Raw genomic sequence first — 13,434 nt, 5'->3', positions numbered from 1 at the left:
AGCGGGCCGCAAGGCCCATCGTCGATACACATCCTCTGAGGGGAGGACACCATGTCGCATCGTAGAAACCTGCTGACGGCGAGCATCATCGCCGGACTCTGCTGTTTCACCGGAACCGTGGCCGCGCAGGACACGTCCGCACCGGCCAGGCCGCAGACCGCCCAGGAAAAGGAAGCCGCCGCCAAGGCGGCCCAGCTCGAGGGCATCACCGTCACCGGCATCCGGGCCAGCCTCGAGAAGTCGCTGGACACCAAGCGCAACGCCGACGCTGTGGTCGAGGCCGTCACCGCCGAGGACATCGGCAAGTTCCCGAACACCAACGTCGCCGAGGCGATGACGCAAATTCCCGGCGTCACCATCGATCGTCAGTTCGGCCAGGGTGACCGCGTCTCGATCGATGGCACCGATCCCAGCCTGAACCTCACGTTCCTCAACGGCCAGCCGATTTCGCAGACGCCGTGGCAGTACGGCGCGCAGCCGAACCGCGGCTTCGACTTCACCATGCTGGCCCCGGAAATCGTCGGCCGTCTCGAGGTCTACAAGTCGCCCGAGGCGCGCCTGCCGGAAGGCAGCCTCGGCGGTACGATCCTGCTGCACACGTTGCAGCCGCTCGACCTGCCCGCGAACACGATCCGTGGCTCGTTCGGTCTCAACTACAACGACCAGGGCACCGCGGGCACCCGTCCGAACGGCTCGGCGCTGTACAGCTGGAAGAACGACAGCAACACCTTCGGCGTGATCGGTTCGGTCCAGCACTACGAGGAAAAGATCGACCGCCAGGGCTTCGAGATCTTCAGCTACAGCCCGGTGTCGAAGTGGGCGTCGAGCCCGGCCGTGGCCGCAGGCATCGCGAACGGCACGCTCGATCCGAACGCGAAGGTGCCCGATGAAGTGAACTCGGCGTGGTTCCAGCAGAAGCGCAAGCGCGACACCGCGACGTTGGGCTTCCAGATCCACCCGACGAGCAACTGGGACATCGACATCAACAACCTGTTCGTCCGCGAGAACTTCGACAACTGGAACCAGTCGCTGTATCCGTTCACCGGCGCCACGCCGGGTAACGTCACCAGCTTCAACCAGGGCCCGAACGGCGTGGTCACCGGCGGCCATGTCTGCGGCAACGACTCCGTGGGTTGCCCCGCCATCGCGCAGGGCACGTTCGACAGCAACATCCGCAAGTCGGTGGTGCGCACCGTCGCCCATGACTTCAAGACCACCTTCCGTGGCGACGGCTGGAAGCTGGGCGGTGCCGCCGGCTACAGCAAGGCGGTGAACAACAACATCTCGCAGGCCGTGATGGAGCCGGTGTACGCCGGTGGCTACACCTGGGACATCAACAAGGGCTTCGCCTTCGACAATCCGGCGGCGGCGCGCGATCCGGCCAACTGGCACATGGGCGACGTGGACGGCCTCGGCGGCTGGCCGGGTAACTACGGCGACTATTCGGCCCGCGCGCGGGACACCTACGCGCAGCTCGACTTCTCGAAGTACTTCGATTCGTTCTTCAACGAACTGGCCTTCGGGTACCGCTGGAACCGCCACGAAGAAAGCATGCAGGCCCATGTCTACGGCGGCAACGCCCCGACCAACCTCGCCAACCTCGGCTTCGGCGGCTTTACCGACACGCTCGATGCGTTCGACGGTGCGCTCGACGGTTCGTCCAGCCATGTGATGCCGGACCGCAACGCGCAATACGCCTGGGTGCGCAACACCAACGGCGGCAGCGAGGACCCGGGTACGTACCTCAACGGTACCTACAAGCTGGTCGAGAAGACCAACGCCGCGTACCTGCAGGCCAACTTCGCAGGCGGCGATTTCCACGGCAACGTGGGCGTGCGCTACGTCGACACCAAGACCGACGGTACCGGCTTCAACTACAGCGGTGCTCCGGTGCTGCCGGCGCCCGCGGGTTCCTGGCAGACCTCGTCGAAGACCACGAAGAACTGGCTGCCCAGCCTGAACGTGGCCTACGACCTGGCCGAAGACGTGGTGCTGCGCCTGGCCGCCGCGAAGGTGATCGCGCGTCCGCCGTACAACATGCAGGTGAACAACCTGTTCCTTAACGACTCGGTGCTCACCGGCTCGGGTGGCAATCCGAACCTGAAGCCGTATGAATCGAAGAACTTCTCGCTTTCGGCGGAATGGTACTTCGCGCCGCAGTCGTACGTCGCGCTGACCGGCTTCTACAAGAAGATCCAGAACTACACCTTCGTCGACTCCGCGCCGGAAACGCAGTTCAACTCCGGCCTGTTCACCGATCCGACCACGTTCGCGCGCCAGGTCTCGCAGGGCCTCTGCACGCCGGACGGCTTCTGCACCTACAGCATCAGCCGCCCGCGCGACACCGGTTCGGGCAAGGTGCGCGGCGGCAGCCTGAGCTACCAGCAGGCATTCTGGGACACCGGCTTCGGCGTCACCGCGAACTACACGTACGCCAAGGGCACGCTCGATTCCGGCGGTTCGCTGCCATACAACTCGAAGAACTCGTACTCCATCAGCCCGTACTACGAGATGGGGCCGTTCAGTGCCCGCGTCACGTACAACTGGCGTGGCAAGTACCTCGCCGGCGGCTACATCGCCGGTGCGCCGCCGGCCACCACGGCCGATTACGGCGACCTCGGCGCCACGCTCGGCTGGAAGCTCAACCAGCAGGTGTCGTTCACGCTCGCAGGCATGAACCTCACCAACGAGAAGTACAAGCAATACCTCGGTATCACCGCGATGCCGGTGGCAAAGTACACCACCGGGCGCCGCTACATGGCTTCGGTGCATTTCGACCTCTGATAAAGCGTCACGGATGCGCGGCCAGGGACGGCCGCAAACGCAACCCTCGAAGCTCCATTCCCCTCGGGCCCGTCAATTCCTCGACCGGGCCCGTTTTTTTTTGATCAGCTTCCGATAACGCGCATGCGGCGCCTACGACAGACGGGAGATAGCGACCGGGTGGCAGGGATTCGTATTCTGGGTGCCGGGGCTCTTCATCCGGAGCTCGTCATTGCAAGGAGCGCATGACATGGTCCAGCCTGTCCAACAAAAAGGAACGCGGCTGCCTCCTCGTAGCCTCGAGTTACCGGAGCCAATCGTCGTCCAGGCGTCCGAGGGTACCCTGGTTCCTCCCGCGGCCTTGGGGGGTGTCGAAGTACGGTTGCCCCCGGAAGTAAATCTCGAGCCCGGCGACGCGCTGACGTTTCGGTTCGACAGCAAGGAGGGCACACCAGTGCCCGGATCCGAGAGCATCGTGTTCACCCCGGCGCAGATCGCGCCCTCGATGGGAAAGCACATTGAAGTGTCCTATGTCATCCGGAGAGGTGGCGTGGCCGTGGGATCCGCAAGGCTGTCGTTGTATGTCGCGCCGCTGCAGGACGAGGACGCCTTGTTGCCGCGTCCCGTCGTTCCACAGGCGGCGAGTGGAACGATCGATCTTGGTACCTTCGAGGGCGACGCGACCGCGGCGATATCGGCCTGGCCGTTCTTCGACGTCGGACAACGCCTGTCGATCCGCGTCCGCGGCACCACGGCCGACGGCTCGGCAGCCGATGAAGAAATCCTCGCGCGACTCACCGTCGACAGCGACAGGGACGGGGCGGAGGCGTCTCTGCCTCGCGACCTGCTGGTTGGACTCAAGGACGGATCGGATCTCGTCATCGAGGTACGGGTAGCATTCGACGCATCGGATATCGCAGCGCGCACGTTCCTCTTCCCCCGGGCAACCTACACGGTCGTGGCGGGCGAACTCCTTCCTCGGCCGTGGGTCGTGGAGGCGGTGCGCGATTTCATCGACCCCCTCACCGTGCCTGACGGCGCGACAGCCCGTGTCGCGGCGAACGCGGCGATCGGGCCGGGAAAGCTCGTTACGCTCGTCATGCATGGCACCACGCTCGACGGCGTGCCCGTGGGGCATGAGGCGTCGCAAGAGATCGACGCGGAAACTCCGTATCCACTCGACTTCGAGATTCCTGCGGAGAAGATCTTCGTGCTCACGGGCAGCCGGGCCGACTTCTACTACGTGGTGCAGACGACCCTGCGCGCGCGCCGTATCCGGCCAAGCGCGCGCCGGACGTCGGAGGTACGCACTTACGGAATCGTCAGCGTGGTGCCGTCGCTGCCGCCACCGATCGTCAATGAAGCCCAGGACGGATACCTCGACCCGGACCTCGTCGACGATCGGACCGGCGTGCAGGTAGACGTATGGAACACCGCGGCCGGTGATGTCGTCACCTTGAACTGGCAAGGTCCCGGGACAACCCCTTATTCCGACAGCCAGACGGCTTTCGCGGATCACGTCAGCTTCTTCGTGCCCAAGGACCCGAACGTCACGGGTAACGTCGGGGAAGTGGTGAGCCTTGACTATGTGCTGCGTTATGCAACGGGCGACAGCGGACGCTCGCATCCCCTGGTCCTGCGCATCGGGCGATCGGGGATATTCATCGACTTCGAGGATCAACCGAGCCGCACGATCACTGTTGGCGATGACGTTCCGCTTGCGGAGGGAGCGGTCCTCCTGAGGATGGCGCAGGGGACCGCGTTTATCGCGAAGGAAACGGAGGACTTTGGCGAGCACACGGAAGGCCAGGTCCTCGTGTTGCCAATGGTGTCCAGGGCAATCCTGGAGCTGGTATCGCCTGTGCGCATGGTGCAGTTCGGCGTAGGGGCCCTCGGCGGGAGCGTGTTCCGTCTGTTCGATGAGGACCACAACCTCGTGTACGAGGAAACCGAAGGGCGCACGGGCGCATGGGACTTCGTCTATCAATCGGACGTTCCCGTGGCGAGTATCCAGATCACCAGTGTCCTCGGCGCCACGCATATCGACCACATCCGGCTCGGAGGCAGCCCCGAACGACGGCTGCCTTCCCGCCTTGAAGCGTAGATCCCTTGATGGCGCGAAGCGCCACGACACCGTTACTTTTCGCCAATGCAAGGATCGCATGACATGAGCAACACCCGCGCCCAGCAACTGCCCGTTCCCGACGTTCCCCAGATTGTCACCGAGGGGTCGTTGCTCCCTCACGACGCCGCCGGTGGCGTCGACGTGAAGGTACCGCAAGGCGTGATGCTTCCTGGAGACCAGGTGACGGCTTTCTTCGGGGACTTCGCAAAACCTTTGACGGATGGGGAGGCGGCACATTTCGAGGCCGCCGAGATAGCCAGGTTCCTCGGGACGGATGTCTGCATCCGTTACACGATAGACCGGAGGGGTGAATGGTTCGAGTCCGAGCAGCTGTGCGTGCGCTTCGTGCACTATGACTACGGCGACCCCAGCTTACCGCCCCCTGTCGTGAACGAGTCGGAAGATGGAGGGACCATCGATCTCGAGGCCTTCGGCGGCGACGCAACCGCCGTCGTCGAGCCGTGGCCGTTCTACACGCCCGGGCAGTATCTATGGCTGACCGCGTCTGGGACGCGGCCGGATGGAAACCTCGATACCGTACACGTGATATCGGACTATGTACCGCCGATCACCGGGCCGATTCCTCGCGCGTTCCTGGAAAGCCTCGCTGATCGTTCGGACGTGGTGATCATTGCAGCCGTAACCTTCGATCAATCGGGAGAGCTAGGACGCCGGATCGACTTTCCCGCGACGGTATACCACCTGCTAAAGCGACCGCCCGATTTGTTCGCGCCGGTGGTTATGGAGGCGATCGACGGAATCCTGCTTCCTCCGAACGCATTGAGTGGCGTCGAGGTGGCACTCCCCGAGGGGGTGGAGCCGCAGTTCAACGACGTGGTGAGGGTCTGGTTCGACCGCCAGCTATGGATCATGGAGCCCGGAATGCGAAGCGTCCACTTCAGTCCAGCGCAGATCGCCCCGTCGATCGGAAGACGCATCGAGGTGTACTACGAATTCGACAGGGGGCATGCATACTACGAATCCCCCAGGCTCCAACTGTACTTCGCACCGCTGCAGGTCGGCGATTCCGTGTTGCCATCGCCCTTCGTCGCCGAGGCGGTGGACGGCGTGATCGATATGGGCGCGTTCGAGGGCGATGCGACGATAACGGTGCCTCGATGGCCGTTCTTCGATTATGAGCAGTTCATCTGGATCGACTTCCTGGGCACCACGGCGGGCGGTATGCCGGCCAAGGTGAATCTCGTCGCACGTCATGTCGGCGCCGGCGACAACGTCGGTGTCGTCGGACCACTCCCTCGCGTACTGCTGAGCGGGTTCCAGAATGGCTCGGAGGTGGTCGTCGACGTGCGGGCGGCCTTCGACAGTCCGGTCGACGACGCGCTTGCGTTCCAATTTCCGCTGGCAAGATACACGCTCATTATCGAAGGCGCCGCCCCGGAACTGGATGCGCCGTGGGTGGAGGAAGCGATGGGCGACTTCATCGATCCCGCAACCGTGCGCGAGGGCGCAACGGCCCGCGTGGCGGCGCACGAGGCGATTGTCGCGGGCACCCGCATCACGCTCGTGATGCACGGCGTCACGTCGGGCGGCCACCCGGTGGGACACGAAACATCGAAGGTGGTGGACGAAGGCACCTCGTTTCCACTCGACTTCCCGGTTCCGGGGGAAAAGATTTTCGCGCTGGCCGACAGCACGGCGGAGTTCTACTACGTGGTGGAGCCCGTGGATCCGGATGACGGACAGGCCCGCCCCGCCCGCTCGCACAAACTGGAGCAATCACAACCGCGCACGTATCGCATCGTCAGCATGGTACCGTCGCTGCCGCCGCCGGTCGTGGACGATGCCCCAGACGGCTACCTCGACCCGGACCTCGTCGATGACCAGCAAGGCGTGAGGGTGCGCGTCGAGAACGAGAGCATCGCCAATGGCGATGTGGTCGGCTTCATCTGGCGGGGCACGCGCATGACCCGGCCTTTTATCGATACGGTCACGGTCTTCGGCGGGAGCGCAACCTTCCTGGTGCCGAAGGATCCATACGTCGTCGGCAATGACGGGGGGGCTGCCAGCCTCGAATATGTCGCGTACTACGCCGATCGTGACGCCGCCCGATCGCATTCGTTGCTGTTGCAGATCGCGAGGGCGCACGAGCCCGCTCTGATCATCGATCTGGAGGATGTGGCCGAGCAGTACCTTAGCCAGGGCCAGACGCTCGCCCTCGGCGATGATGCCGTCGAACTCCATGTCGACGAAGGAGTGGTGGTGATCTTCGACACGGCCGCGGAGAGGCCGCCCTACTACGTGCGACGTGTCGCCCAGTTGAGCGGCGGCGGACGCGTTACGCTCACCCTGGCGAAGGCGGAAACCTGGTTCGAGCTGGGTTTCGAAGCGCTGAGGCAGGGAGGCGCCACGATTCATGCCTACGACAGCGAAGGGCAGCCGATCTTCGAGGAGCAGATTGACGAACCCGGTGCCCGCTGGGTTCGTTACGACGGAGCGGCGCCAGCCAAGCGGATCGTCATCGATGTCGACGATCTTGCCGTGTTCGACAATCTGCGCCTGGGATGAACCGGTACGACGCTCGTGGCGTAGCCCGTTCCAGCCGGCATGCCGCGCTCCGCAGCGAAGCGCGGCATGCCACAATCGGAGGCCCCCTATCCAAGCCAGGAGCCCTCGATGCGCCGAATCCTCCTCCTTGCCGCGGCCGCGGGTCTTACCGCATGCGCCAGTCAGCCGCGGCACGAAGCCGGTCCCGTCGATGAGACTCCGCTCTCCCTCATTCCCATGCCCGCGCAGCTTCAGCGCATGCCGGGCCACTTCCAGATCGAGGCGGCTACCACGATCGCGATCGCGCCCGGCGACGCACAGGCCAGGCGCGTGGCGTCGCAGTTGCAGGGATGGGTTCGCCAGGCTCGCGGGGTGACCCTCGCCATCGTGGAAGGCAAGGCCGCGCGCGGAAACATAAGCCTGCTGACACAGGCGGGCGTGAAGGGCCGGGAAGCCTATACCCTGGACGTTGGCACCGATGGCGTGCGTATCGCCGCGAACGACGAAACCGGCTTGTTCTACGGCGCGGTCACCTACTGGCAGCTCCTGACCGATCCCAATGCGCGCAACGGCGTGCCTGGCGTGCACATCGTCGACGCGCCACGATTCGAATGGCGCGGCCTGATGCTCGACTCCAGCCGGCACTTCCAGTCGGTGAGCGAGATCGAGCACCTGCTCGACCAGATGGCGATGCACAAGCTCAATACCTTCCACTGGCACCTCACCGACGACCAGGGCTGGCGCCTGCAGATCGAGAAATATCCGAAGCTCACGGAGGTGGGGGCGTGCCGCAAGGCGGTCGGCCCGGATGTCGCACTCACCGGCGGTGAGGACAAGCCCTACTGCGGCTTCTATACCCAGGACGAAGCGAAGCAGATCGTGGCCTATGCCGCCGAGCGGCACATTACGGTGGTGCCGGAGATCGAGATGCCGGGCCACGCGCAGGCCGCGGTGGCGTCCTATCCGAAGGTCGGCGCCGGCGGGAAGAAGCTCACGGTGTCCACGGACTGGGGCGTCAACACCGCGCTCTACAACGTCGACGATGGCACCTTCACCTTCCTGCAGGACGTGCTCGACGAGGTCATGGCCATCTTTCCGTCCACGTATATCCACGTAGGCGGCGATGAGGCCGCCAAGGACGAATGGGAGCGGTCGAAGACGGTGCAGGCGAAGATGAAGTCGCTCGGCATCGACGACGAGGAGAAGATGCAGGGGTGGTTCATCGCCCGCATCGGCGACTACCTCGACAAGCACGGACGCCGCCTCATCGGCTGGGACGAGATCCTCGACGGCAAGGTGCCTGCCAGCGCTACCGTCATGTCTTGGCGCGGCACCGAAGGTGCGATCAAGGCCGCCAACGCGGGCCACGACGTCGTGCTGGCGCCGTCGCCCACGCTCTATCTCGACCGCCTGCAATCCACCTTGCCGGACGAGCCGCCGGGCCGTCCGTCGGCGCAGACGTTGAAGACGATCTACGACTTCGATCCCGTGCCGTCCGCCATCGCTCCCGACAAGGCGGCGCATGTACTCGGTGCCGAGGTCACGCTGTTCGCCGAATACCTGCCGAACTGGTACCGCATCCAGCACGCTACTTTCCCCCGCCTTGCCGCGCTGGCCGAGCGCACATGGTCTCCCAAGGCCGACTGGAACAGCTTCGTCGCGCGCCTGCCCGTACAGATGTCGCGCTACCGCGCGGCAGGCATCGTGCCCTCCGACGGCGCGTTCGCCGTGGCCATTGCCGTGGAGCCCTCCGTCGACGGCAAGGCCAAGGTCACGCTGTCGAACCAGACGGGCTACGGCACCCTGCGCTACACCACCGACGGCACGGCGCCGACCTCGCAATCCACGGCGTATGCGGCCCCCTTCGAGGTACCGCTGCCCACCACCGTACGCGCGAATGCCTTCGATGGTGGCTTCGGTCTTGCGGGCCCGCGCGACCGCGAGATCGATGCGAAGTCCTTGCTGCGCCGTACCAGCGACGAACTCGACATGTGCGGCGACAAGCTGGTGCTCAGGCTGGAATCGCCCAACACGGTCGATGGCCGCCGTCCCGTCTACAAGGTGGACATCATGGACACCTGCTGGATGTGGAAGGGCGTGAAGCTCGACGGTCGTTACGGCATCGAGGTAACCGTCGACCGCCTGCCGTACAACTACGCGTTGTGGAAGGACACGAAGGGCATCGTCTCGCGCAAGTCGCGCACGGCCGCCGGTGAACTGGAAGTACGCCAGGACACCTGCGACGGACCGAAGCTGGCGAGCATTCCGCTGGCGAAGGCGAAGGACGGTCGCGCCACGCTCGAGGGCGTGCTGCCGAAGCGCGAAGGTACGCATGACCTCTGCTTCGTGATCACCGGCAAGCCGGGGCCGAAGCTCTGGGTGCTGGGCGACGTGCAGTTGCGCTGAGCGTGCGGCATCGAGCAACAGGGTGCATTTTGTGGGAGCCGCTTCAGCGGCGATGGGTGCTCGCGGCTGGCTTGCCCGCTGCCGCGGGATCGCCGGCATAGCCGGCTCCCACAGTGTTTTCTAGGCCGTGTGGATGCGCATGTCGGCTTTACGCTGCAAGGCAGAGCGCGCCTCGCGTTCCTCGTCGCCTTCCAGCGGCATCAGCGTCACGAACTTGCCGGCCACCATCGCCGCCAGCGGCACGCCGTCGCGGATGGCGATGCGGTTGCCGAGGGTGGCCGGCACCTTGGTGCCGGCGAAGACGGTGCCCACCAGGTTGAGCGGATCGGTACCGGCAATGCAGACGATCTCGCCGTCGTGCGCGCGGTGCCGGATCTGCCGCAGGGCCGGCAACGCTTCCGGCAGCGCGAACTGCTCGCCGACGAGTCCGTCGACGAAGCGGCCGCCGCGGATTTCGCCGCGCGCCTCCAGGCGGTGGTAGACGCGGCGCAGGTCGCGCCATGGCGGCAGCCACGCCGCTTCCCTTTCCAGGATGCGCCAGCTCACGACGCCGTAGCGGCGCAGGAGCGTACGCGCGATGTGCTCCAGCCCGTCGGCATCGTTACGCTGTTCGCTCGGCCGCCGCGCAAGCGACCACCGGCCGGCGTCCTCGATGCCGCTGAGCATGTGCCGGCGCGTGCGGCGGTGCCGGCTGCCGTTGCGCTTGGAAGCCGGCAGCAGCAAGGCACGTAGCCCCGCGAAACTGTCCGCGGTGACGCGTCCCGCCGCGACAAGTTCGCCGAGGGCATCTTCAAGTTCGGTGCGCAGCAGGCGCGTGGCGGACGCGAGTTCGTCGAAGAACGAAGCGCCGTCGTCGCGCAACGCATCGGCTACCGCCTGTGCGCGAGAGGACAGTGACACCTCGTCGCCCGCGGCGGGTGCCGCCGCGGACCATACGGCCAGCTGTCGCCGCGGCAGCAGCACGATCGGCGTGGAGCGCACTGGGCCGCCGCTGCCGGTGCCGAGGCGCAGGCGGCTCCATACGACACGCCCGGCCCGGCACAGGTCGTCGAGCCACCCGATGCCGTAATCGTTCACACGCGCCGGCAGCAGTTCCGATTCCCAGGCGCCGGCGGCGGCCTCGTAGCCCTCTAGTTGGCCGATCGCGCCCGCCAGCGCGTCAGGACCGGACACTTGGGTGGCGCGCGTCACATGCTGCCAGTCGAGCAGGAAGCGATAGAAGTCGCGCCGTGCGACGGGCTCGATCTCGCGACGCAGCCGCCCGATGGTGTAGCGATGGATGCGGGCGAGCAGGTGGCGCTCGCACCATTCCGTTTCCGCGGCGCCCGGAGAGAACGCGCCACGCATGACGTAGCCCTCGCTTTCCAGCGAGGCCAGCGCCACGTCGACGTCGCTCTGCGCCACACCGAGCGACGCGGCAAGCGTGGCGGACGGCACGGGACCCAGGCCGCCAAGGCGTCCGCGAACGATATCGATGAGGGCCGATTCCGCCGTCCACGCCTGCGCTTCGAATTCGGCCGGCGCCGCGATGGCAGGCGCCATCGGCAGGCCGGGCCGGATGGCCCGCCACGCAGGCAGCCTTTCGGCGGCCACCCACAACGGCGCCTCGCGGTCGCCGAGCAGGGTGGCGCGCGCATCGCCAGCGAGCGCGGCGAGCAGCTTCGCCCAGCCCGCGTTGTCGCGGACCTCGTCGAGCGTGATCGCGCCGAGCTGCACCAGCGCTTCGTGCATTTCGTCGGCGCTGCGCGCTTCGGGCCATGCCTCGCCGCGCACGGCATCGATGGCTTCCGCGTCCAGCCGACCGAGGTCGTCCGGGCTCTCCGCCTCGTTCCATCGGCGCGACTGCACGGCCTGGGTGCGGCGCTCTTCCAGCGGGGCATCGTCGAGGAAGGCGTACGGTGCCGCGTTCAATATCTCGGAAGCGAGGGGTGACGGTGTCGCGAGGTCGCGCGCCACCATCGCGATGGCGCCCGTCTCGAGGCCTCGCAACACGTCGAGCAAGCCTTCGCAGTCCATGGCCTCATGCAGGCAGTCGTCGAGCGTTTGCTTCACCAACGGATGGTCGGGCACCTCGCGCTCGCCCACGAGGTTCTCGGCGCAGGCCACCTGGTCGGGGAACACGGTGGCGAGCAGATCTTCGCTCTTCATGCGCTGCAATTGCGGCGCCACCTTCTTGCCGCCGTTGAAACGCGGCAGGGCCAGGGCCGTGGTGGCATTCCAGCGCCAGCGCACGCCGAACAGCGGCGCGTCCAGCAGGGCCTGCACGAGCACGTGCTCGGCGGAGTTCGAATGCAGGTAGCGGGCCACCTCGTCCAGCGGAAAGCTGTGGCTGGTGGAAAGCGAAAGCACGATCGCATCTTCCGTGGCCGCGGCCTGCAGTTCGAAATTGAACTTGCGACAGAAGCGCTTGCGCAGCGCCAACCCCCAGGCGCGGTTGATGCGGCTGCCGAAGGGCGTATGGATGATGAGCTGGGTGCCGCCGGACTCGTCGAAGAAGCGTTCCATCACCAGTGTTTCGCGCGTAGGCAGCGCCCCCAGCGCGGCACGGGCACGGAAGAGATAATCGACGATCTGTTCCGCGGCGGCCTTTACCAGCGAGACTTCATCCACCAGATAGGCCAGCGCCGCCTCGCGGCCACCCTCGTCGAAGGCGGCGGAGATCTCCGTGCGCAGGCGCGACACGCCCATCGACAGCTCGTTCGTGCGGCCGGGCGCCTCGCCCAGCCAGAAAGGGATGTTCGGCGGTGCGCCCTGCGCGTCTTCCACGCGCAGCCGCCCGGCTTCCACGCGCAGGATGCGGTAGGAGCGGTTGCCGAGCTGGAAGATGTCGCCGGCCAGGCTTTCCACCGCGAAGTCTTCGTTGACCGTACCGACGATGGTCGCCTGCGGCTCGAGCAGCACGTTGTAGTCGCCGGTGTCGGGAATGGTGCCGCCCGATGTCACGGCCGTGAGGCGCGCGCCGCGCCGTTCGCGCAGACGGCGGTTCACGGCGTCGCGATGGATGTACGACCCGCGCGGCCCCACGCGCGTGGTGAAGCCTTCGGCGAGCATGCGCACCGTTTCGTCGAAAGTCTCGCGCTTCAGGCGGCGGAAGGGGTATGCGCGCCGCACCAGGTCGAACAGTGCGTCCTCGTCCCACTCCTGGCAGGCCACCTCGGCCACGATCTGCTGCGCCAGCACGTCCAGCGGCGCTTCGGGAATGGTGAGCGTGTCGAGTTCGCCCCGGCGCACGCAGTCGAGCAGCGCCGCGCATTCCACGAGGTCGTCGCGCGAGGTCGGGAAGAGCCGCGCCTTCGGCGTACCGCCCACGGCGTGTCCCGCGCGGCCGGCGCGTTGCAGGAATGCCGCGATCGAACGCGGCGAGGCGATCTGGCACACCAGGTCGACGTCGCCGATGTCGATGCCCAGCTCCAGCGACGCGGTGGCCACCAGCACGCGCAGCTCGCCCCGCTTGAGGCGCTGCTCGGCGTCGAGCCGCTGCTCGCGCGAGAGGCTGCCGTGGTGCGCGGCGACGGCGTCGTTGCCCAGCCGTTCGGAAAGGTGCCGCGCCACGCGCTCGGCCATGCGCCGCGTGTTCACGAACACCAGCGTGGTGCGATGTTGCTCCACGAGGTTGCCGAGCCGGTTGTACACCA

5 protein-coding genes are annotated in these 13,434 nt (G+C 66.2%); 4 read left to right on the top strand and 1 reads right to left on the bottom strand.

Going from position 1 to position 13,434, the window contains the following annotated elements:
* Window positions 1-51 precede the first annotated feature (51 nt).
* From ACPYOD_RS14185 to ACPYOD_RS14170, 4 genes are all read left to right on the top strand, one after another.
* Entirely contained in the window at window positions 52-2,784 is a 2,733-nt protein-coding gene (locus tag ACPYOD_RS14185; RefSeq protein ID WP_481302373.1) for a TonB-dependent receptor, read from the top strand.
* A gap of 181 nt (window positions 2,785-2,965) precedes the next feature.
* Window positions 2,966-4,867 (top strand): hypothetical protein, encoded by a 1,902-nt coding sequence (locus tag ACPYOD_RS14180; RefSeq protein WP_481302372.1) that lies wholly within the window; start codon window positions 2,966-2,968, stop codon window positions 4,865-4,867.
* Window positions 4,868-4,930: 63 nt separating this feature from the next.
* Entirely contained in the window at window positions 4,931-7,414 is a 2,484-nt protein-coding gene (locus ACPYOD_RS14175) for a hypothetical protein (RefSeq protein WP_481302371.1), read from the top strand.
* 108 nt (window positions 7,415-7,522) lie between these two features.
* Window positions 7,523-9,799: a family 20 glycosylhydrolase gene (locus ACPYOD_RS14170; protein ID WP_481302370.1), complete on the top strand. Its 2,277-nt coding sequence runs from the start codon at window positions 7,523-7,525 to the stop codon at window positions 9,797-9,799.
* Between the two features lie 120 nt (window positions 9,800-9,919).
* Here ACPYOD_RS14170 and ACPYOD_RS14165 read toward each other — a convergent pair.
* Window positions 9,920-13,434 (bottom strand): Lhr family helicase (locus tag ACPYOD_RS14165; protein ID WP_481302369.1); only part of this gene is annotated, 3,515 nt, incomplete at its 5' end.

The sequence above is a fragment of the Luteibacter sp. HAY1-4A genome (assembly GCF_056755355.1).
The sequence above is the reverse complement of the archived record's forward strand: the minus strand, read 5'-3'. Positions and strand labels throughout refer to the sequence as shown.